Annotated in this window: 17 protein-coding genes, 1 tRNA gene, 1 other RNA gene and 1 pseudogene; 13 read left to right on the top strand and 7 right to left on the bottom strand. The window is 55.3% G+C overall.

Annotated features, from left to right (window positions below):
• The first annotated feature begins 1 nt into the window (after position 1).
• The 5 genes from TLL_RS10725 (at position 2) to TLL_RS10705 (ending at position 4037) form a co-directional block, all read left to right on the top strand.
• The gene (locus TLL_RS10725) at positions 2-1048 is read left to right on the top strand and encodes a serine hydrolase (protein WP_164920982.1); all 1047 of its coding nucleotides are present in this window, start codon (positions 2-4) and stop codon (positions 1046-1048) included.
• 6 nt (positions 1049-1054) lie between these two features.
• A complete protein-coding gene (locus tag TLL_RS10720) occupies positions 1055-1825 on the top strand; it encodes an ABC transporter ATP-binding protein (protein WP_011057948.1) in 771 nt (256 codons plus the stop codon).
• Positions 1818-2672 carry a DUF6671 family protein gene (locus TLL_RS10715; RefSeq protein ID WP_011057947.1) on the top strand — a complete coding sequence of 285 codons (855 nt, stop codon included), beginning with the start codon at positions 1818-1820 and terminating at the stop codon, positions 2670-2672. Before TLL_RS10720 ends, TLL_RS10715 begins: the two co-directional genes overlap by 8 nt.
• Before the next feature lie 105 nt (positions 2673-2777).
• Complete coding sequence (locus TLL_RS10710) at positions 2778-3098, top strand: hypothetical protein (RefSeq protein ID WP_011057946.1); 321 nt, start codon at positions 2778-2780, stop codon at positions 3096-3098.
• Between the two features lie 12 nt (positions 3099-3110).
• On the top strand, positions 3111-4037 hold the full coding sequence (locus TLL_RS10705) for an NAD(P)H-dependent glycerol-3-phosphate dehydrogenase (RefSeq protein WP_011057945.1): 927 nt from the start codon (positions 3111-3113) through the stop codon (positions 4035-4037).
• Here TLL_RS10705 and TLL_RS10700 read toward each other — a convergent pair.
• Complete coding sequence (locus TLL_RS10700) at positions 4021-4551, bottom strand: anti-sigma factor family protein (protein ID WP_011057944.1); 531 nt, start codon at positions 4549-4551, stop codon at positions 4021-4023. The genes TLL_RS10705 and TLL_RS10700 overlap by 17 nt on opposite strands.
• A gap of 47 nt (positions 4552-4598) precedes the next feature.
• On the bottom strand, positions 4599-5258 hold the full coding sequence (locus TLL_RS10695; RefSeq protein ID WP_011057943.1) for a sigma-70 family RNA polymerase sigma factor: 660 nt from the start codon (positions 5256-5258) through the stop codon (positions 4599-4601).
• Positions 5259-5519: 261 nt separating this feature from the next.
• On the opposite strand from TLL_RS10695, the gene TLL_RS10690 reads away from it, so the two are divergent.
• Positions 5520-6395, top strand: a complete 876-nt coding sequence (locus tag TLL_RS10690; protein WP_011057942.1) for a phosphatidate cytidylyltransferase — start codon at positions 5520-5522, stop codon at positions 6393-6395.
• Between the two features lie 373 nt (positions 6396-6768).
• Here TLL_RS10690 and ald read toward each other — a convergent pair whose 3' ends face one another.
• The 4 genes from ald to TLL_RS10670 form a co-directional block, all read right to left on the bottom strand.
• Complete coding sequence (ald, locus tag TLL_RS10685; RefSeq protein ID WP_011057941.1) at positions 6769-7860, bottom strand: alanine dehydrogenase; 1092 nt, start codon at positions 7858-7860, stop codon at positions 6769-6771.
• A gap of 7 nt (positions 7861-7867) precedes the next feature.
• A complete protein-coding gene (pheA, locus tag TLL_RS10680; protein WP_011057940.1) occupies positions 7868-8716 on the bottom strand; it encodes a prephenate dehydratase in 849 nt (282 codons plus the stop codon).
• Between the two features lie 81 nt (positions 8717-8797).
• Positions 8798-9162: RNase P RNA component class A (gene rnpB / locus TLL_RS10675), an RNA gene on the bottom strand.
• Positions 9163-9181: 19 nt separating this feature from the next.
• On the bottom strand, positions 9182-9547 hold the full coding sequence (locus TLL_RS10670; protein WP_011057939.1) for a DUF928 domain-containing protein: 366 nt from the start codon (positions 9545-9547) through the stop codon (positions 9182-9184).
• Between the two features lie 126 nt (positions 9548-9673).
• On the opposite strand from TLL_RS10670, the pseudogene TLL_RS10665 reads away from it, so the two are divergent.
• The 4 genes and pseudogenes from TLL_RS10665 to TLL_RS10650 all read left to right on the top strand — a co-directional run.
• Positions 9674-10309: pseudogene (locus TLL_RS10665) on the top strand (DDE-type integrase/transposase/recombinase); the annotation flags it as partial.
• A 123-nt stretch (positions 10310-10432) separates the two neighbouring features.
• The gene (alaS, locus tag TLL_RS10660) at positions 10433-13108 is read left to right on the top strand and encodes an alanine--tRNA ligase (RefSeq protein ID WP_011057938.1); all 2676 of its coding nucleotides are present in this window, start codon (positions 10433-10435) and stop codon (positions 13106-13108) included.
• Positions 13109-13141: 33 nt separating this feature from the next.
• On the top strand, positions 13142-14374 hold the full coding sequence (locus TLL_RS10655; protein ID WP_011057937.1) for an LL-diaminopimelate aminotransferase: 1233 nt from the start codon (positions 13142-13144) through the stop codon (positions 14372-14374).
• 9 nt (positions 14375-14383) lie between these two features.
• A complete protein-coding gene (locus tag TLL_RS10650) occupies positions 14384-16927 on the top strand; it encodes an O-antigen ligase family protein (protein WP_011057936.1) in 2544 nt (847 codons plus the stop codon).
• 30 nt (positions 16928-16957) lie between these two features.
• Here TLL_RS10650 and TLL_RS10645 read toward each other — a convergent pair.
• Positions 16958-17031: transfer RNA gene (locus TLL_RS10645), tRNA-Met, on the bottom strand.
• A gap of 306 nt (positions 17032-17337) precedes the next feature.
• On the opposite strand from TLL_RS10645, the gene TLL_RS10640 reads away from it, so the two are divergent.
• The 3 genes from TLL_RS10640 to leuS all read left to right on the top strand — a co-directional run bounded on the left by TLL_RS10640 (position 17338) and on the right by leuS (position 21349).
• On the top strand, positions 17338-17943 hold the full coding sequence (locus tag TLL_RS10640) for a hypothetical protein (RefSeq protein WP_011057935.1): 606 nt from the start codon (positions 17338-17340) through the stop codon (positions 17941-17943).
• Positions 17944-17994: 51 nt separating this feature from the next.
• On the top strand, positions 17995-18693 hold the full coding sequence (locus TLL_RS10635; protein ID WP_011057934.1) for a response regulator transcription factor: 699 nt from the start codon (positions 17995-17997) through the stop codon (positions 18691-18693).
• Positions 18694-18775: 82 nt separating this feature from the next.
• Positions 18776-21349 carry a leucine--tRNA ligase gene (gene leuS / locus TLL_RS10630; RefSeq protein WP_011057933.1) on the top strand — a complete coding sequence of 858 codons (2574 nt, stop codon included), beginning with the start codon at positions 18776-18778 and terminating at the stop codon, positions 21347-21349.
• Positions 21350-21428: the final 79 nt, after the last annotated feature.

Here is a 21428-nt window from a genome sequence, read left to right as displayed (position 1 = left end):
CATGGTTGCTCAGTCTCGTTCAATGGTTCAGTCCTCCGGTCTTTCCTCACTCCCTCGTCCAGCAACACCTCCGCCGCCACCCCGTCCCAATTTGTTCTTAATTACTTTTCGCTGTGGCGTCAGTGGGGTGGCCCTTGCTGCGATGGTGGGCACACTCCTCTCTGTGGTGCACCCTCAGGATTTGTCCCTAAAGAACACAGCGGTGCAGGCGATCGCTCCCGCTCCTGAGGCACCAACGTCAACCTTACCCCCCGAACGTCCCCTAACCAACCTGCAACAGCAAATTCAACAACTGGTTAGCCGCCAACCCAATCTGACGGCGGGGCTGTACTTTTTTAATTTAGATTCCGGTGCTTCCCTCAATGTCGGCGGCGATCAGGTTTTTCCTGCCGCCTCTACGATTAAGTTTCCCATTCTTGTTGCCTTTTTCAAGGCGGTGGATGAGGGACGAGTCACGCTCCAGGAACGCCTCACCATGCGCCCTGATCTCATAGCCCCTGAGGCTGGCACATTGCAATACCAAAAGCCCAACTCCCAGTACGCCGCCCTTGAGGTGGCAGAGTTAATGATTACAATTAGCGACAACACGGCAACGAATATGATCATCGATCGCCTTGGGGGCGCCGCTGAGCTGAACCAACAGTTTCAGGAATGGGGCTTAGAAAATACGGTGATTAACAATCCGCTGCCGGATATGAAGGGCACCAACACCACCAGTCCCCGGGATTTGGCAACGCTGATGCTCAAAATTGGTCAGGGAGAAATTCTCTCGCCCCGTAGTCGCGATCGCCTGCTGGACATCATGCGGCGCACGGTTACTAATACCCTCTTGCCCGCCGGTCTTGGCAAAGGGGCCACCATTGCCCACAAAACGGGAGATATTGGTATTGTGGTCGGTGATGCTGGCATGGTAGATATGCCCAATGGCCAACGCTATGTAGCCGCCATGATGGTGAAACGCCCCTACAATGATCCCCGAGGGAGTGAACTCATTCGCCAGGTCTCGCGGATGGTTTACCAGGCCTTTGAGAAACTTTCGCCGCCTTAGCCTTAGATGGTGCAGCCACTCCTGACACTAGAGAATGTGTGCCGCTACTTTGGCGGTCTTAAGGCCGTTGAGCGGGTCTCCTTTAGCGTTGAAGCGGGGGAGATCTTTGGCATTATTGGCCCGAATGGTGCCGGTAAAACCACCCTTTTTAACCTACTGACGGGGTTAATTCCTCTGACTGCAGGGAAAATTCTCTTTCAGCAGCAGCCTTTGCACCGGCTGAAGCCTCACCAGATTGCTGCTTTGGGGATTGCCCGCACGTTTCAAAATATTCGCCTCTTTCCAGAGATGAGTGTTTGGGAGAATGTTCGCCTGGGACAGCATCTCCATGCCCCTGCCAGTTTTTGGGCGAACCTTTGGGGGGCGCCCTCCGTACGTTATGCTCAGGAGCGCTTGGAGAATCGCGCCAAGGAACTCCTCTACTGGGTCAATCTCTACGAGCGGCGCCACGAGCGAGCAGGCAACTTACCCTATGGGGAACAACGCCGCCTTGAACTGGCGCGTGCCTTGGCACTGCAACCCCGCCTGCTCTTGTTGGATGAACCGGCTGCGGGCATGAATCCCAAGGAAAAGCAAGAGCTCTGTGAGTTGATTCGCCGCCTCAAGGCAACCTTTGAACTGACGGTCATTCTCATTGAGCATCATGTGCCCCTGGTGATGAGTTTGTGCGATCGCTTGGCCGTATTGGACTTTGGTCAACTCATTGCCCTCGGCGATCCTCTGACGGTGAAAAATGATCCTAAGGTGATTGAGGCCTATCTTGGCGCTGATGTTTAAGTCAACAGAGTCCTATTTCCAAGGCCGAATGGCCATTCTGGCCACGAAGCACGGTAAAGAACAGGTGATTGCCCCTGCCCTTGCCCGTCTCGGGGTGACGGTTGTGGTTGCCAGTGACTTTGATAGCGATCGCTTTGGTACCTTTAGCCGTGAAATTCCCCGCTGTGGCACCCAAGAGGAGGCGGCTCTTGCCAAGGCAGAAGCGGTGCTGGCGCAAACGGGTGCCGACCTAGTCATTGCCAGTGAGGGGAGCTTTGGCCCCCATCCTCAATTTCCGATGCTCCCGAGCGATCGCGAACTCATCCTTCTTGTAGATCGCCGCCATGATCTGGTATTGCGGGGGGAGGTCCTCTCCCTAGACACTAACTTTAGCCATGCCACCGTCAGTCATCTTGAAGAGGCTTTGGCCTTTGGAGCACGGGTAGGCTTTCCATCCCATGGTTTAATTGCGATGGCCCAGGCTGATCCTCTGCCCAATACGCCTATTTTCAAAGGCATTCAAAGCGAAGAACAGTTGCAAAGGGCGATCGCCACCCTGCAGACCAATCATGCCACCCTTCACCTTGAAACCGATATGCGTGCCCACATGAACCCCACGCGCATGCGGGTGATTGCTCAAGCGGCAGCCGAGCTGGTTCAAGCAATGGCCCAGGGCTGTCCCCAGTGTGGTTGGCCGGGGTTTGTGGCTTGTGAGCACCTGCCGGGGCTACCCTGTGAATTGTGTGGGGCACCCACAGGTGCAATCAAAGCGAGCCGTTACCTCTGTCAACACTGTTTGTACGAGCTCACAGTACCTGTCCCTGAAACCGTTGCCGATCCCAGTCAATGCTACTTCTGCAATCCCTAGGCAAAGACAAAGACTTGGTATAATTCCTGTACAGTCTCTTCTGTTGCGGCACCGATTGAGCCCTCCCATCGTCTGCATTCCTAGCGCATTTTTGAGGAGTGATCCATGAGACCTCGCCATCTCACCAGTCTTGCCCTTGCTGCCCTCACTCTCAATCTTGGGAGTATGGCCTTTGCCCAGACGGCAAACACGAGCAATCCAATGGAGGGCTGGCAACAAAACGGCAGTGCTAACGATCTAGGCACCCTTCTTAATCCTCAGAATGGCAACTTTTCCCTGCCCGGACTCATGAATCGGCTGCGTTTGATGGATGGTCGTGACCCCAACGAAGTGGTGACCGATCAAATGGAAAATCTCACTGCTGAAGCGGAGGCCTTTCGCAAACGGCAGCAGCAACAATTCCAAAATCTAACGCTGACGCCCTAGGACGGGGCTGCGATGTCCCCAAGGGTATTGATTTTGGGCTTAGGTCATTGGGGACAAACACTGGCATACCTATTTGAGCAACGGGGTTGCACAGTTTCCTCCTGGGGGCGATCGCAGGGGGCACTCTCGGCTGCTCTTTTCCAAGACATTCATTTACTGGTTTCGGCTCTCCCTATCAAAGCGGTGCGCGAAGTGGCTGCCCAAGTCACCCGCCTTCACCCCCCCTTAGGAATCATTCTTGTGAGTGCCACAAAGGGCCTAGAATCGGAAACCTTTGCCACAGCGGCGGATATTTGGCAAACTTACTGTCCCCATCACGATCTGGTGGTGCTTTCGGGACCCAACCTAGCCAGTGAAATCCAGCAGGGATTGCCGGCAGCAGCGGTGGTGGGGGGCAATCTGGCAGCCACCAAGCAGGTTCAGGATTGTTTGGGCAGTCCCACGTTTCGCCTCTATAGTAATGAGGACCGGCGGGGTGTTGAAATGGGGGGCATCTTCAAAAATGTGATTGCGATCGCCTGTGGCGTCAATGATGGCCTCGGTCTTGGCGTTAATGCCCGCTCTGCCCTGATTACCCGAGGACTCGTGGAAATGGTGCGGGTAGGTACCCACTGGGGCGGACAAGTGGAAACCTTCTACGGCCTTTCAGGATTAGGGGATCTGCTTGCCACCTGTACGAGCGCCCTCAGTCGCAATTATCAAGTGGGGTGGCATCTTGCCCAGGGTAAGTCCCTCTCCCAAGCCCTAGCCTTAACCAAGGGCACTGCTGAAGGGGTGAACACTGCTCGGGTGCTGTGCACCTATGCTCAGCAGCATCAATTAGATATTCCGATTACTGCAATGGTGAATGCGGTCCTGTGTGGCTCTCTCACGCCTCAGGCTGCCCTCCATTGTCTTTTAGAGCGTCCCTTCAAGCCTGAGGTTATTCCTGGACAATAGTTTTCGGCGTCGGTTCTGAGCTGGGTTCCCCTAAGGCAGCAGGCGCGGTTTCGCTGACGGGGATGGGCACGGGGGGACGGTCAAGACGGAGCATCAAACCGACTGCCGTTGGCTCAACCGGTGGAGGAGAGACCTCTGGCTCAAGGCGGGCAGGACTGGTGATAGCCACCGGCAGACTGGAAAAGGGATTGGGAATGAGGCCGCTCAGCATTGCCACGAAGGATGCCGCTAGGGTTGCTCCGGCACTCCCTAGGACCCAAATGCGACGGCGGCGATTGGCCTGAGCAATGACTTGGGCGGCTAACTGATCCGCCGGGCAGGGGGTCAAGGGCACGGGCAATTCCTGCATCTGCTGCCTGAGGTTCAGGAGTCGCTGATAGAGGCGTTGTGCTTCAGAATCGGTAGCCAGCCATGCTTCCACCTGTTGCCGTTCTGCAGCGGTCACTTCACCATCAAGGTAGGCGCTCAGGCGTTCAAAGGTATCGCGTTTGCAGTGATCAAGTTCGTCCATCATAGAGGTCTGTCCTTGCAGGAAAAGGGTAGGGGTGATTCGCCTTCGGTTCAAGGGAGGTCCAAGTACGGTTGGAGTTCGAGTTGGAGTCGCTGTCGGGCCCGGGCAATTCGCGACTTTACAGTTCCGAGGGAAGCCCCGGTGATTTGGGCAATTTCCTCGTAGGAGAGGCCTTCAATTTCCCGGAGGACAATCGTTGTCCGAAAGGTTTCCGGTAGGTTGGCGATCGCTCGCCGTAATTGATCGTAGAATTCATCGGTACGCAACCGGTCATCGGGACTGGCCTCACTGGTGGCAAGTTCCCAGTTCATTTCACCCTCTTGGGTTTTCAGGGGCGCATCCAGTGAAAGGGGGGGGTGATGGCGTTTACGTTTACGCAACTCATCGTAAAACAAGTTCGTGGCAATGCGACTGAGCCAACCCTGAAATTTGCTGGTGTCTTGCAATTTGTGAATGTTGCGATAGACTCGAATCCAGACTTCTTGCACCAGGTCGGCGCGATCGTCCCAGTCGGGCGCAAGGTGATAGATCATTCGCTCCACATGGGATTGGTATCGCCGCAACAATTCAGTAAAGGCAGCCCGATCTGGGGTTCTGCCGGCTTGACAGCGCGCAACCAACTCTTGGGCTGTCAGTTTTGTCAGTGGCACCGTCACCCGCGCACTGGTCTCCTCACCGCGTGTCCAAGCAAGGGGAAGACTGGATGTCATGGATACAATCGACCTCAGACCAATTGCTTTTCATGACGCCCTTGCCCCTAGGATGTTCCTTGATCCGTTATAGCTTGCCAAGGACATTTCCATCGGTTCTGTTTTCGCGAGGAGTCTGTTAATGTTTCCTTAACGTTAGTGAATTTAGATTAAACTCTTTACTGTAGCGGCTTTACTGTAGCGGCGATCGCTCTTTGGACGCGCTACACCAACACCCAACGCGCGGCTCAATGTAACCCTTTATCACCGCCCCTGACCCCTATGCTCTGGATCCGCATTGCTAGTGGACTTGTCGCGATCGCCCTCGCGCTGCTAATGACCTTCCTGGGCGGTTGGTATTTTTGTCTGGGGATTGGGGCGCTGATTTATCTGGGGCAACTGGAATATTTTGAACTAGCCCGCGCGAAAGGGAGTGCACCGGCTGCTAAAACAACCCTCGTCGTCAGTCAAGTGCTGCTGATCACTTCCCTCCTGCGGCCTGACCTTGCGGATGCTGTCTTTCCGGTTGCGGGTACCTTTATTTGTTTTTACCTGCTGTTTCAACCTAAGCTGGCCTCGATCGCCGATATTTCCACCTCCATTATGGGCTTGTTTTATGGCGGCTATTTGCCCAGCTATTGGGTGCGGCTGCGGGGACTAGAACAGCAGTCAACTCTGCCCTTGGGGGGCTTCTGGCCAGAACGGCTGCAACTGAGCGACTTTCCCTTGGGATTGCAGGTGACGCTGTTGGCCTTTGCCTGTATTTGGGCGGCAGATATTGGTGCCTATGCGGTTGGGAAGCTCTTTGGCCGCACCCGCCTCTCTCACATCAGTCCCAAGAAAACCGTCGAAGGAGCGGTGTTTGGCGTCTTGGCAAGTTTAGGCATCGCCCTTTGGGGGGCCTATTCCCTCACCTGGCCGCTCCCTTGGTTTGCGGGAGCCCTGTTTGGTCTGATGATTGGGATTGCCAGCCTCTTGGGCGATTTAACCGAGTCAATGATGAAACGGGATGCCGGCGTCAAAGATTCTGGGCAGTTGATTCCGGGCCATGGCGGCATTTTAGACCGCGCCGATAGCTACGTATTCACAGCACCCTTGGTCTTTTATTTTGTAACGCTGCTCTTGCCTATCTTCGCCACTCGAACCGGTTTGGATTAATTCACCTGGGACAGACTCATAGCACAGGGGGCCCCTCGAGCCCCCTTTTGTGCATATCACGTTTCCATTGATTCGGCTGTGAGAGACTCCCAGCATTGACCCCCCTCAGGAGGTGCTCTGGAGCGACTATAGCACAACCTATTTTCAAGCATCTAGTCCTGATCATTATTTTATTTTTGTAAAATTTTTAGATCTGCGGCTGCCTAGGGGCGCAATCTCTCTCTAGGAGTGGGTTTCCAGAAAATTCAAGCACCTCCAAATCTGATAGAAATGCTTCTAAGGCTGATGGTGTCTGGATTAGGGAAAATTCTTGAGCTAGGAGAATATTTGAATCCAGATTTGAATCCAGAGGTAGAGGTGCTTGATCCCCTTCCTACAGATCAGGAAAGACAACCCGCACATCGGGATGGACTAAATGGTGCTGCTTGACCACTAAGCCCTTGGCAAGGGCAGGGGAGATCTCGAGGGCGCGATCGCCATGATCGGCGAGGCAAAGGATATAGGGCAAGGTGCTATTTGTCAGGGCTTGGGTCGCTGTCCAAGGCACCGCCCCCGGCATATTGGGCACGCCATAGTGCACGACACCAAAGGCGGTATAGGTGGGGTTGGAATGGGTGGTGGGTCGCAGTGTTTCCACACAGCCCCCCTGATCCACTGCCACATCAATAATGACGGCTCCGGGCTGCATCCTTTGCACAAGGGACTTGGGTACCAAACAGGGAGGACGCCGACCCGGCACCAGAACGGCACCAATCACTAAGTCCGCTTCGGGCAACCGCTCAGCAATCACGTGAGAGCTGCTGTAGAGGTACTCTACCCGTGCGCCAAAGAGGGTTTCTAGGTATTTGAGGCGCTCGATATTGATATCGAGAATGCTCACCTGTGCTCCCAAGCCTACCGCCATGCGGGCAGCTTCTGTGCCGACGACACCGCCCCCCAAAATGACCACTCGCCCCGGCCGCACCCCCGGAACACCACTGAGGAGGACCCCCCGCCCCCCTTGGGTACGCTCTAGGAAGCGAGCACCAAACTGCACCGCCAAGCGACCGGCAATCATGCTCATGGGGGTTAGCAGCGGGAAGCTGCGTTGGTCATGGTGCGTTTCTTCCACACTTTCGTAGGCGATCGCGGTTGTCCCCGATTCCAGAAGCGCCACCGTTAGCTCGCGACTGGCGGCAAGGTGCAAGTAGGTAAAGAGGAATTGGCCAGAACGCAAATAGCGATACTCCGAGGGCAAGGGTTCCTTGACCTTGACCACCAGTTGGGCATCCCAAGCGGCTTGAGCCGTAGGCACAATTTGGGCACCTGCGGCAACATAGGCCTCATCGAGGAAGCCTGACCCCACTCCGGCGCCACTTTCAATGAGAACTTCATGGCCGCGCTCCCGCAGACTTTGCACGCCTGCTGGCGTTAGACCGACGCGGAATTCTTGATCCTTAATTTCCTTAGGGACACCAATGCGCATGGCCAATCTATTCTCCGAGGTCTAGAAATTGATAACTACCAAAGACTTTCAAGACATCTGTCGCTTCCTTGAGTGCCACCAGACAATCGGCCACGACATCGGGGCGACCATTCACCTCCAGGTCAACAAAGAAAAGATAATCCCCCAACGCCCGTTTGCTGGGACGCGATTCAATGCGGCTGAGGTTAATCTGGCGATCGCTAAAGAGTTGCAGCACCTTGAGCAGGGCACCGGGGGCATTGGCCTTGAGGCTAAAGGCAATGGAGGTGTGGGTATCCCCCGGCTGGGGCCAACCCTCCCCCTGTTGGCGACTCACCACCCAAAACCGCGTGCAGTTGTCGGGAATGTCCTGGATTTCGGTGGCGATAATGGGCAAGTGATGGAGTTGGGCTGCCCGCACGCTGGCGATCGCCCCCACCCGATCCGACTGTGCCACATATTGCAGCCCTTCGGCGGTGGAGGTCACGGGACACTGGCGAGCCTGGGGAAGATAGGCTTGCAACCAGCCCTGGCACTGCCCTAGGGCTTGGGGATGGGAATAGACCGCTTCAATTTCGGCTAAATCTGTGGTTTGGGCAATGAAGGCATGGACAATGGGGCGGATGAAGGCATACTGAATGTGGAGTGTATCCAATCGCCACAGGGAATCCAAGGTAATGTTGACGCTGCCCTCCACAGAGTTTTCGCTGGGCACCAGGGCTAAATCGAGCTCGCCCGCCGCCAAGGCCTCAAGACAGCCAGCGATCGTCGTCACGGGAACTAATGTTAGGGCTTCTCCCCGGTGCCATTGGGCGTAGCTTTGAGCCGCTTCTTCACTATAGGTGCCCACTGGGCCAAGATAACCCAGCCTCACCATAGATGATCGAGACCAGAGGGGCAAAGACTCAAGGGCGCATCCTCACAAGGGAATTCTCAAGATCCGAGTTGAAAGAATCAATGAATGAGTTAGACGTAAGCCGGGTTCTGTTCAAAGGGTGGTTATCTATCTGGGACACTTGTTACCAAGTGCCTCTAGCGGCTCTGGCTAGCAAAGAACTGGGGAAAAGACCAACCCTGGTTCCTTAGCGCTAGCACACCTTGCTTCCAGCCGGGGTTTACCGAGCCAACATCTCTCGATGTTGCTGGTGCGCTCTTACCGCACCGTTGCACCCTTGCCTGTGAGGTTTCCCTCCATCGGCGGTTTATTTCTGTGGCACTTTCCTCGCGGTCACCCGCACTGGGCGTTACCCAGCAAGCTTGGTCTTTCGGAAGCCCGGACTTTCCTCAGGAGTGGCAGACTCCCGCAACCACCACGCTAACTCATTCAGTTTTATTGTACGTTTTATTGTACTAGGGGCGCTTGGGCAATACTCCCGAGACCAACGGCGGATAATAGAGCGACCCATTCGCTGCGGGCTAGGTTTGCTGTGGCTTCATTCCCCTGCAGCTCAGACAAAATCGCCAAGGTGTCGTACCAAAGGCCCGCCTCAACCGCTGCCTGCAGGCGATCGCTCCCAAGTTTCTTTGCTAAATTCGTAGCGGGCTGCACCCGGGAGATCGCCCCACTGACAGAGATAAACGCGGAGGGATCATCGGCATCAGCACCACACCGCAGGGTAAAGGTCCAGCGGTCGTCTTGGCCGGGTTGGAGTTGCCCATTGGGCTTCAGTGCCAGAATCCCCGGTGCAGCGGGTAAATTCACTACCATTGTTGCTAGTTGTCAGGTCCCGCATCATTATATTCCCAGAAGCCGTGCTAAACTCCTCGAAGCGTACCGGCTCCTTGAGTGCTTGTTCCAAGGCCGGAAAGCATTGAACAATGGAGCGTAACTAAACAGGAACGCGAAAGCCTCGGAGGCAGTCCCAAAAGCACCACGCGGCAGTTCAAAGCGTACGCACCCGGGTTCATCCCCATCGACGTCAAATACCTGCCACAAATGCCGGATGAGGAGCAGCGCCGCTACCTCTTTGTCGCGATTGATCGGGCAACGCGCTGGGTCTATTTGGCAATCCACGAGAATAAGAGCGCAGAATCGGCAACGCGCTTTCTTGCAAATGTCCTTGCCAACGCTCCTTTCGTGGTGCGTACGGTGCTGACCGATAACGGCAAGGAGTTTACCGACCGTTTCTCCTCCGCAGGCGAACGCCAACCCACGGGACGTCATCCGTTTGATCAGCTCTGTCGTGAAAAGCGCATCGCCCATCGGCTCATCCAACCCCGCCATCCGCAAACCAACGGGATGGTGGAACGCTTCAACGGCCGCATTGCCCAGATTCTGCGCGCTGAACGCTTTGTCTCGGCAGCCGACTTGCAAGAGACGCTCACGCGATACCTTTGGGCGTACAATCACCGCATTCCCCAACGCGTTTTGGGCCACATGACTCCCATTGAGAAACTGCGATGGTGGCAAACTGAGCGACCAGACCTCTTCGTTTCAAGGGTAGATAATGTCACGGGTCTTGACACCTAGGCTGATGCCAGGGATGTAGGGACTGCAAGCGGGCGATCGCCCACGGATTTCACATCTAAGACAATCCAGTATGATGGAATAGTATTTTTGCCGTTTGTTACGCTCCGTTGAGACTTTGCTCCAATGACCTCATCCCCCTCTGCGTCGGCAATGACTGCTCTCACCGGTGATCAAATTCGCCAGAAATTCCTCGATTTCTATGCCGCCAAAGGACACACCATCTTACCCAGTGCGTCCCTGATTCCTGATGATCCAACGGTGCTGCTGACGATCGCTGGCATGCTCCCTTTCAAGCCGATTTTCCTCGGTCAAGAAGCGCCGAAGGTGCCCCGCGCCACCACCGCTCAAAAATGTCTGCGCACCAATGACATTGAAAATGTGGGCCGCACCGCTCGCCACCACACGTTCTTTGAAATGCTGGGCAACTTTAGCTTTGGCGACTACTTCAAGGGGGAGGCCATTGCTTGGGCATGGGAGCTGATGACCACGGTTTATGGTTTACCCCCGGAACGGCTCTTGGTGAGCGTCTTTGAAAATGACGATGAGGCCTATGACATTTGGCATCGCCAGGTGGGCTTGCCCAAGGAGCGCATCCAGCGCATGGGCGAGGAGAGCAACTTTTGGACGGCGGGGCCGACGGGTCCCTGTGGTCCTTGTTCTGAGATTTACTACGACTTCTATCCAGAAAAGGGGCTAGCTAACGTTGATCTCGATGACGATGGCCGCTTCATCGAACTCTACAACCTAGTGTTCATGGAGTTGAACCAAGACGACCAAGGTCACCGTACCCCCCTCAAGGCGAAAAACATTGATACCGGTATGGGCTTGGAGCGGATGGCACAGGTTCTCCAAGGGGTGCCCAACAACTACGAAACGGACTTAATTTTTCCAATTATTGAGGCAGCCGCGCAGCGAGCTGGGATTCAGTACCAGAAAGCCAATGCCAGCACCCAAACCTCCCTCAAGGTGATTGGCGATCACACCCGGGCAGTGGTTCATCTCATTGCCGATGGTGTCACCGCCAGTAATGTGGGGCGTGGCTATGTCCTGCGGCGGTTGATTCGGCGCATTGTGCGCCATAGCCGGCTGTTGGGGATCAATGGGCTGGTCACCCCTGATCTTGCTCAAGTGGCAATCGATCTGGCTGCCAATGTCTATCCCAATGTCCGCGAGCGGCAGGCAGTTATTCTCAGCGAGCTGCAGCGGGAGGAGGAACAGTTTCTCAAAACCTTGGATCGGGGTGAGAAGCTCTTGGCGGAGATGCTGTCTCCCCTGAAGAAGGCTAAGGGCAAAAAACGCAGTCAACCGCAACTGGCAGGGCGCGATGCCTTTGTGCTGTTTGATACCTACGGCTTCCCCTTGGAGTTGACCCAAGAGATTGCTGCAGAGCAAGGTATTGGTGTGGATGTGGCTGAGTTTGAAGCCTGTATGGCCGAGCAGCGACAACGTTCCCAAGCAGCCCACGAAACTATTGATGTGACCGTTCAGGAGGGGATTGATTCCCTAGGGGATCAACTGCATCCTACGCAGTTTCGTGGCTATGAGGAGTTGAGTTTGACAACGACGGTAACGGCGATTTTGGTGGCGGGTCATCCGGCCACAACGGCAACGGCAGGAACGGAAGTGCAGGTGATCCTTGAGGCAACCCCCTTTTATGCTGAATCGGGCGGTCAAATTGGCGATCGCGGGTACTTAGCCAGCAGTGATGCCCTGGTGCACATTCACGATGTACAAAAGCAAAAGGAATTGTTTGTTCACTACGGCAAAGTGGAGCGCGGCAGCCTAAAGGTGGGGGATCGCGTGAGCGCACAAATTGATCTCAGTTGTCGGCGGCGGGTACAGGCGCACCACACGGCAACGCACCTCCTGCAGGCAGCCTTGAAAAAGCTGATTGACGAGAACATTTCCCAAGCAGGGTCATTGGTGGCCTTTGATCGGCTGCGCTTTGACTTTAACTGTCCCCGTCCCCTGACCCGTGAGGAACTGCAGCAGATCGAAGATCAAATTAACGCTTGGATCAGCGAAAGCCACACCACCCACACCTATATCATGGCCCTCAGCGAAGCCAAGGCCAAGGGGGCGATCGCCATGTTTGGCGAAAAATATGGTGAGCAGGTGCGGGTTCTTGATATTCCGGGGGTGTCTATGGAACTCTGTGGTGGCACCCATGTGCACAACACCGCTGAAATTGGCCTCTTTAAGATTATTAGTGAAAGTGGAGTGGCCGCTGGAATTCGTCGCATTGAAGCCATTGCTGGAGCGGCGGTGCGGGACTATTTGCAGCAGCGCGATAGCATTGTCCGCGAGCTGTGCGATCGCTTCAAAGCCAAACCGGAAGAGATTCTGGATCGCATTAGCCAACTACAAGCAGATCTCAAAGCCCAGCAAAAGGCGCTGGAGCACCTAAAGGCGGAACTGGCCCTTGCCAAAACTCAGGCCCTCCTAGAACAGGCCAAACCCGTTGGGAATAGCCACGTTCTCATTGCCTCCTTAGCAGGGGTCGATCCCCAAGGGCTAAAAACCGCCGCCGAATGGCTGCTGAATAAATTAGGTAGTGGTGCTGTGGTCTTGGCTACCCAACCGGCTGCTGACAAAGTGAACCTCCTAGTCGCTGCCAGTCAGGATGTTGTGCAGCGGGGTGTGCATGCCGGTCAACTCGTGGCGGCACTCGCCCAAGTCTGTGGCGGGCGCGGCGGGGGGCGTCCCAACTTTGCCCAAGCGGGGGGATCTCAACCGGCAAAATTGGCCGAGGCGCTGGAATTGGCGCACTCTCGCCTGAAAGAGATTCTCGAATCCTGATATATTGACCTTCTGTTCTCACTCAAGCGCACTATGGCCTTTGTTAACGCAAACTACCTCAAACTCAAGGCAGGGTATCTCTTTCCAGAAATTGCCCGCCGCGTCAATCAATTTTTGCAAGCCCATCCCGACGCCCCCCTCATCCGACTGGGGATTGGTGATGTCACTGAACCGCTGCCGGCGGCCTGCCGGGAAGCGATGATCAAAGCCGTCGAAGAAATGGGCGATCGCGCCACCTTCAAAGGCTATGGCCCTGAGCAGGGATATCCTTGGCTGCGGGAAAAAATTGCTGCTCACGACTTCCAAGCGCGGGGCTGTGACATTGATGCCAGTGAAATTTTTATCTCCGATGGCTCCAAGTGCGATACAGGGAATATTCTGGATATTTTTGGCGACAGCAACCGCATTGCCGTTACAGACCCCGTCTATCCCGTCTATGTGGATACCAATGTCATGGCCGGCCATACGGGTGAAGCTAACGAACGCGGCGAGTATGCTGGACTGGTCTATTTGCCCATTACCGCTGAAAACCACTTCACCGCCACGCTGCCCAGTGAACCGGTGGACTTAATCTACCTCTGCTTTCCCAACAATCCCACGGGGGCAGTGGCCTCGCGGGAGCATTTGCAGGCCTGGGTAGACTATGCCCGTGCCCACAAAGCAATCCTCTTCTTCGATGCGGCCTACGAAGCCTTTATTACCGATCCAGCGATTCCCCACTCGATCTATGAAATCCCCGGTGCCCGCGAGTGCGCCATTGAATTCCGTTCCTTCTCCAAAAATGCCGGCTTTACGGGAACGCGCTGTGCCTTTACCGTGGTGCCCAAGGGTCTCAAGGGGCAAACCCCCAGTGGTGACGCGGTCGAACTCTGGTCGCTGTGGCAACGGCGGCAATCCACGAAGTTTAATGGGGTGTCCTACATTGTGCAGCGGGGTGCCGAAGCCGTCTATTCTGAAGCCGGTCAAGCGCAAGTACGGGAATTGGTGACCTTTTATATGGAAAATGCCCGTCTGATCCGCGAAAAACTTACCCAAGCAGGCTTTGAGGTCTATGGTGGTGTCAATGCCCCCTACGTTTGGCTGAAGACACCTGCCGGTATGGGTAGTTGGGACTTCTTCGATAAATTGCTGCACACCTGCTTTGTGGTGGGCACCCCCGGTGCTGGCTTTGGGGCAGCGGGTGAGGGCTATTTGCGTCTTTCAGCCTTCAATAGCCGCGAGAACGTGGTTGAGGCCATGGACCGTGTCGTGACGGCCTTTGCTTGAGGAAACTGGATGAGCCAGGGGGAAAGCTGGCAGGAAAAAGCCGCTAGGCAAGAAGGGATATTGCTGGGGCTCCTCAGCGCAACCGGCTATGCCCTTTTTACTCTGCTGCCGGACAGTCACAGTCTCATGGTGGCTTGGCCTTGGGTACTCCTGTGGCAAGCGACAGTGGGGGTTCCCCTCCTTTGGTTTTTGCAGGTGTTGGCCTATCAACGGCGGGTGCAGCCCTTGGGAAATGGCTTTGATGGCGTGGTGCTGTTACTCCTGTTGGCATTGGGGATTTCCGGAACCTTGAGTGCCTTTCCCAATCAGGCTCGCTGGTATGGCTGGGCACTGTTGGGGGGAATCGCTGTCCTTTATCCCCTAGGGGCTTGGTTGCGCACTCCAGACCGACGCTGGCAAATCGTGCACTTTCAAGGCTATCTCACTGCCCTCGTGATCCTTGTCAGTTTAAGCCTTTGGTTGGGCACAACGATCGCCACGGCAGTTTTCGATACCCCCCAAGGACTCACCCCCCACCTCAATGGGGACACTTTGGAACTCCGCAACTGGGCACCCTTTGGCCACCAAAATTATGTGGCGGGCTATCTGCTGCTAGGGTTACCTTTGGTGGGACTCTTGGCCATTGAAGCAGAAGCCAGTGAACCGTGGTGGCGATCGCGCCCATTTTGGATTGCCGTGCTGCTTTTGGGTCTAGTAACCCTCTACACCACATTTTCACGGGGGGGCGGCCTCGGCTTGCTGGCAATGGTGATTCCCCTTGGCATCGGTTGGATTCGGTACTGTCGCCGCCAGCGTCGCTCTTGGTGGGGATTCTTGGCTTTGGTGGGCTTAGGGGTGGTTGCTCTGGCCAACGATCGCCTACGACGCAGCTTAGCAGCTCTTTTTCAGGGAGGACCAGGGAGCGAACTGACCTACCGCTGGATTACCAGTATTGTTGGCTGGCGCATGGGAGCTGCCCACCCTCTGAGGGGCAATGGTTTAGGCAGTGTGCCCCTCTGGTATCAGCACTATCGTCCGAGCTGGGCTGGCGGCGAAGCGGAGTGGATTTATCAGCTCCACAGTACTCCTGTGCAACTGTGGGCAGAGCTGGGGATCGGTGGGATAGCCGCCTTGGCTTTAGGGGTAGGGCTCCTCGTCTATTGGGCCAGCCGCTACCGTCGCTGGTGGCCAAACTTAGAAGAGCGGGAACAACGGCTGGCGATCGCCCTCTACCTCGCCCTTTGGGGCTATGGGGTTCTCAGTCTCACAGATTTTCAACTCGATAACGTCGGTATTGGTGGTCTCCTTCTGATTGAACTAACACTCCTCACCACCCTGATTCGCAGCGGTCAAGGTCAAATCCCTCCCAAACGGTTACGAACCCGCTGGGCACTCTCCCTGGTGGCTGCTGGTCTGGGGATCACCGTGGCAATGGCGGCTTGGCTCACCCCCATCCATCGCGCTTGGAGCAGCAGCAGCGAAGGCTTCCTAGCCCTTTTGACGCGCCCCCCCGACTGGAATCAATTTACCGAAAAGCTCTTCCATGCCCAGGAACTTGCCCCTTGGGAACCCTACTATCCCCTGCAACTGGGATGGAACTATGGTCAACGAGCCATCATGACCGATGAGGCCGCAGCCCAGAGGAGCCTTTTGCGTACTGCCATTGTCGAGTTTGAGAAAGGCATTGCCCTCTCTCCCCACCTGGAGTTTGGGTATAGCAACTTGGCATGGCTTTACTGGCGCAGTGGCAATTTTGCAGCAGCAATTCCTGCCTTTGTGAAAGCGGCTCAATTAGTACCCGCTAAACGGGGAAATTTCCTGGGACTGGGCCTAGCCCTCATTGGTGCTGATCAACCGCAACTTGCCACCGAAGCCCTCACCCTTGAGGTGCTGCGCCATCCTATCTTCATCACCAGTCCGGCTTGGCGAGGGGCGCCTTTAGCACCCTTTTATCAACCAGTTTTGAAGGCAGTCACAGAGCGCTATCGTCAGCTCGAGCAGGCGATTCCCAGCGATCGCCCCGCCGGACACTATGTGCGTCAAGTGTCAACCCTACTGCACTGGTGGCAAGGGGAATTGCCCTCGGCAGCCGACCCCCTCGCTGTATGGCTGCGACCCTTAGCCAACCCCGGGGGGACCACACTAAAAGCTCCCGCAACACTGGAAGTCTTTCTCAAGGCGTGGGATGCCCCCAACAACCGCCGTGACCTCTTGGCCTCCATTTGGTCCGGTAGCCCAGAACAACTGGAACAACTGGTGCGCTCCATGACCGGTCAGCCAACTCCCCTTGATTGGCTTCGTTCTGCGGCACCTGCCGTTGCCATAACCTATACCCGCGCCGGTTTTGGCGTGAATAGCCGCCACATTGATGGCCCTCAACCCACAGACTTTTTCATTGCCATTGACAACTTGCCCATGGTCACCCTGTTTGCACCGCTATGGCCAGACAACTACTTTTTGCCAGAACTGGATCAAGCTCTAGCGGGCGATCGCCAGCGTCTTTTTGCTGCCGTGCACCAAATCAAGGCCGAGACCAACACATCACCCCAGGGACACAGAGGGCTAGGGAATTAGGAGACTCTAGGATTGATTTGAGAATTGAAATGGCGGGGCATGGATTTGAACCATGGACCTTCGGGTTATGAGCCCGACGAGCTACCAGACTGCTCTACCCCGCGTTGCTTCAGCTTGTTTAGTATAGCGTATTGCTAAGGGCTTGGCAAGCATCGCTAGCGGATTTACAACCCTTTTTTGGGCGTAGAACGCGCTCAAAACGGCAAAAGCTCCAAGTGAAGAGGATTTTATCCCTTTAGATATCCTATGTTCTAGAAACAATGCCATGGGTAAATACTATTGAAATAATAGATTATTTTAATGATTTGGCTCAGACTAAATGTAGCAGCACTAACTTACAAAATCTGCGAGGGTAACTATAAAGAAATTATTAAACTTTTTTGGCATGAGTTCAACTCACCCCCTTAACCATGTTCCTACCTCCTCTACTGCTGAGTACGCTCCAAGAAATCTATCAACGCCAAGCCTCAATGCTCTCTGAGAGGGCCGTGGGAACCGAAAGTGAACTTCTTCTCCTGATTGAGAGACTCCCAGAGGCAACCCGTGACACTCTAGTCACACTGCTGATGTCCTACTCCCAGACTAAGGCGTCTTTGCCCATCAACTTGGCCTACCTCTTGGCACTGGAGGGTGAAATCCTTAACCTCCTTGGCCTAACATCCACAGGACACCCTTTGTTGACGCCGCCGGTCCTACAGAGGCTGCAAAACTATCTGCCATGGTTTAGGCAGGCAAGTCAGATCGTCCAGAATCATCTCGGCCGCGACCTGGTGCGTAACTACTGGTTGATTACCCGCCCCAACACTCCTTGGCTGCGCACCATTCGGGTTGAGACCTTTTACAATGAGCAAGTGTCTGCTCCCGATCGCTACCTCAACGAGGAGCAGCAAGATCTGTTACAAATGTGGTTAGAGCAATTTATTTTCTACTGCTATCGCCTTTTACCCACGCTCCCAGCAGAGGCGATGGCAGCGGGAATTCCTGTTCCCCCTCAATTGCTACCAGCAGCGGCGTAGCTCAAGAAGACCTCGCTAAAATTTTGGTGTCCGTCGGCCATCAGTTGAATTGTGGAGCACATTCTGCTATTAGAGGACGAAACGGAATTAGCCGACCCCTTGGGTCACATCCTACGTCAAGAGGGCTACCACGTTGACGTGGCCTATGATGGTGAAGCAGCTCAAACCTACTGGCAAACGCAGCGCCCCTACCACCTATTGATTTTGGATTGGATGGTCCCACCACCCACGGGGCTAGAACTCTGTCAACGATGGCGCCAAGCCGGTGATGAGACCCCCGTTCTCTTTCTCACTGCTCGAGATACCGTGGATGACCGGGTATGCGGTCTGGATGCCGGGGCCGATGATTATTTAGTGAAGCCTTTTGAACTACGGGAATTGCTGGCACGGGTACGGGCACTGCTGCGACGGCGGCATACGATGGGGTGTACAGCCCCCGTTCTTTGCTGGCAGGATTTGCGTTTAGATGTTGAAGGTCGTTTGCTCTACCGGGGACAACAGTGCATCTGCCTCTCGGAAAAGGAAACGGCGCTTTTGGCGCTCTTCCTCAAACACCCGACGGAACTTCTCAGCCATGAATTGATTGCCAGTCAACTGTGGCCGGATCAGTCCTGTGTCAATCGCAACCTATTGGCAGCCCAGATTCGGCTCCTACGCCGCAAAATTGAGCATCGGGATGAGCCCTCCCTGATTCAAACGGTCTATGGTCAAGGCTATCGCCTACGTCCGGTTGCTACACCTGAAAGCTAAGGCCACCGTTGCGGCATCTTGGAGGGTGAGGGGTCAGATACACCAGATAGAATAGATAAGCTGTGCTTTTGGGAAAACTGTTGTGGACGATCGCTACGACCCCCAAGTGATTGAGGCCAAGTGGCAACAGGAATGGGCTGCACGCCAACTGGATCGCACCGACACTGATCCGCAAAAACCCAAATTCTATGCCCTCTCAATGTTCCCCTACCCCTCAGGGAATCTGCACATGGGGCACGTCCGCAACTATACGATTACCGATGTCATTGCCCGCTGTCGGCGGATGCAGGGCTATCGCGTTCTCCACCCCATGGGCTGGGATGCCTTTGGCCTGCCGGCGGAAAATGCTGCCATTGAACGGGGAATTCATCCCCGCGTCTGGACACAACAGAATATTGGCCAAATGCGCCAAGAACTGCAACGTCTTGGCCTCTCCTACGATTGGGAACGGGAGGTGACCACCTGTCACCCTGACTACTACCGCTGGACACAATGGCTGTTTTTGGAATTCTTTGAGGCGGGCTTGGCCTACCAGAAAGAGGCCGCAGTGAACTGGGATCCTGTGGATCAAACCGTTTTGGCCAATGAGCAGGTGGACAGTGAGGGACGGTCCTGGCGATCGGGGGCCCTAGTGGAACGGCGACTGCTTAAGCAATGGTTCCTGAAAATTACCGCCTATGCCGAGGAACTGTTGAATGACTTGGAACAACTGACGGGCTGGCCAGAGCGGGTGAAATTAATGCAGGCCAACTGGATCGGTCAGTCCAGGGGTGCCTATTTGGAATTCCCAATTGTTGGCAGTGATGAGAAAATTGGCGTTTTTACCACCCGTCCCGATACGGTCTATGGCGTCACATACGTGGTGCTGGCCCCAGAACATCCCCTGACGCTGAAGGTGACCACGAGCCGCCGCCGCAAAACTGTTGAAGCCTTTATTGCCAGTGTGCAACAGGAAAGTGAACTGGAACGTACGGCGGGCGATCGCCCCAAACGGGGGGTGGCCACCGGCGGCAAAGCCCTGAACCCCTTTACCGGCGAAGAAATCCCGATTTGGATTGCTAATTATGTCCTCTACGAATACGGGACGGGTGCCGTGATGGGTGTACCTGCCCACGATGAGCGGGATTTTCAATTTGCCAAAGCCCACAGGCTCCCCATCCGCCAAGTGATCATCCCCCCAGACGGCAAAGCCAGTACCCGCCTCAGGGCCGCCTATACGGAGCCGGGGAAACTGATCAATAGTGGCCAATTTGATGGGATGGACTCCACTGCAGCTAAAGTAGCCATTACCGAATACGCAACGGCTCAAGGTTGGGGACGGGAGCACGTGCAGTATCGCCTACGGGATTGGCTCATTTCCCGCCAACGCTATTGGGGAGTCCCCATTCCCATCATTCACTGTCCACAGTGTGGGCCAGTGCCGGTGCCGCGCTCAGAGTTACCGGTGCTCCTCCCTGAAGAGGTGGAGTTTACCGGTCGTGGGCCTTCTCCCTTGGCAAAGCTGGCTGCATGGCGCGATGTCCCCTGCCCGAAGTGTGGTGGGCCAGCTCAGCGGGAAACAGATACTATGGATACGTTCATTGACTCCTCTTGGTACTACTTCCGCTACGCTGATGCCCGCAACAGTGAAGCCCCCTTTGACCCGGCAGCCATCAAGGACTGGTTACCGGTGGATCAGTACGTGGGGGGAATTGAGCACGCCATTCTTCATTTGCTCTACTCGCGCTTTTTTACCAAAGTCTTGCGCGATCGCCAGCTCGTGCATGTGAGTGAACCCTTTCAGCGCCTGCTCACCCAAGGCATGGTTCAAGGGCGCACCTACAAAAATCCACGCACTGGTAAATACGTCATTCCCAGTCGCATTGCCGATCTCAACCAACCCACTGACCCCGACACAGGGGAAGCCCTAGAGGTGGTCTATGAGAAAATGTCCAAGTCGAAATACAACGGCGTTGCCCCCGGCGATGTCATCCAACAGTACGGTGCCGACACCGCGCGGATGTTTATTCTCTTCAAAGCGCCCCCCGAAAAAGACCTGGAATGGGACGATGCTGATGTTGAAGGGCAGTTTCGCTTCCTCAACCGCGTCTGGCGACTGGTACAAACGTTCAAAGCCAAGGGGGGTCGGCTGGGACAACCGCTGCCCGCAACCCTCACTAAAGCCGAAAAAGATCTGCGCCGGGCCATTCACACAGCCATTAAAGAAATCAGCGAAGACATTGAAGGTGACTATCAACTGAATACGGCCGTTGCTGAACTCATGAAACTCAGTAACGCCCTCAGCAGTGCCGACTGCTACACCTCTGGGGTCTATAGCGAAGGCATCCAAACCCTACTCACCCTCCTTGCCCCCTTTGCCCCCCACATCAGCGAAGAACTCTGGCATCAACTGGGGGGCACTGATTCAATTCACCGCCAGCCCTGGCCAAAAGCAGACCCCACTGCCCTGGTTGCCGATGAAATCACCCTTGTCATTCAGGTCATGGGTAAAACCCGTGGCGCGATCCAAGTGCCAGCCACTGCCAGCCAAGCCGAACTGGAGGAAGCTGCCCAGCACTCAGAGATTGGCCAACGCTATCTCGCGGGTAAAACCATTAAAAAAATCATTGTTGTGCCGGGCAAGTTGGTGAACTTTGTCCTAGAGTCCTCAAGGTAAGCCCTTGGCTGCGGTTGCCCCAGAGACTTGTCAAGATTGCTAACCATTACTCCCCAAAAGCTCTAGGATAAGGACTGTA

This window comes from Thermosynechococcus vestitus BP-1, assembly GCF_000011345.1.
GTDB classification, from domain to species: domain Bacteria; phylum Cyanobacteriota; class Cyanobacteriia; order Thermosynechococcales; family Thermosynechococcaceae; genus Thermosynechococcus; species Thermosynechococcus vestitus.
The sequence above is the reverse complement of the archived record's forward strand: the minus strand, read 5'-3'. Positions and strand labels throughout refer to the sequence as shown.

Bases quoted from the DNA above. Each gene is read 5' to 3' on its own strand.
- TLL_RS10670 (WP_011057939.1), bottom strand. From the start codon at position 9,547: ATGGTAGTGAATTTACCCGCTGCACCGGGGATTCTGGCACTGAAGCCC.
- pheA (WP_011057940.1), bottom strand. From the start codon at position 8,716: ATGGTGAGGCTGGGTTATCTTGGCCCAGTGGGCACCTATAGTGAAGAA.
- TLL_RS10705 (WP_011057945.1), top strand. From the start codon at position 3,111: ATGTCCCCAAGGGTATTGATTTTGGGCTTAGGTCATTGGGGACAAACA.
- ald (WP_011057941.1), bottom strand. From the start codon at position 7,860: ATGCGCATTGGTGTCCCTAAGGAAATTAAGGATCAAGAATTCCGCGTC.
- TLL_RS10710 (WP_011057946.1), top strand. From the start codon at position 2,778: ATGAGACCTCGCCATCTCACCAGTCTTGCCCTTGCTGCCCTCACTCTC.
- TLL_RS10695 (WP_011057943.1), bottom strand. From the start codon at position 5,258: ATGACATCCAGTCTTCCCCTTGCTTGGACACGCGGTGAGGAGACCAGT.
- TLL_RS10690 (WP_011057942.1), top strand. From the start codon at position 5,520: ATGCTCTGGATCCGCATTGCTAGTGGACTTGTCGCGATCGCCCTCGCG.
- TLL_RS10655 (WP_011057937.1), top strand. From the start codon at position 13,142: ATGGCCTTTGTTAACGCAAACTACCTCAAACTCAAGGCAGGGTATCTC.
- TLL_RS10640 (WP_011057935.1), top strand. From the start codon at position 17,338: ATGTTCCTACCTCCTCTACTGCTGAGTACGCTCCAAGAAATCTATCAA.
- alaS (WP_011057938.1), top strand. From the start codon at position 10,433: ATGACCTCATCCCCCTCTGCGTCGGCAATGACTGCTCTCACCGGTGAT.
- TLL_RS10715 (WP_011057947.1), top strand. From the start codon at position 1,818: ATGTTTAAGTCAACAGAGTCCTATTTCCAAGGCCGAATGGCCATTCTG.
- TLL_RS10650 (WP_011057936.1), top strand. From the start codon at position 14,384: ATGAGCCAGGGGGAAAGCTGGCAGGAAAAAGCCGCTAGGCAAGAAGGG.
- TLL_RS10725 (WP_164920982.1), top strand. From the start codon at position 2: ATGGTTGCTCAGTCTCGTTCAATGGTTCAGTCCTCCGGTCTTTCCTCA.
- TLL_RS10700 (WP_011057944.1), bottom strand. From the start codon at position 4,551: ATGATGGACGAACTTGATCACTGCAAACGCGATACCTTTGAACGCCTG.
- TLL_RS10720 (WP_011057948.1), top strand. From the start codon at position 1,055: ATGGTGCAGCCACTCCTGACACTAGAGAATGTGTGCCGCTACTTTGGC.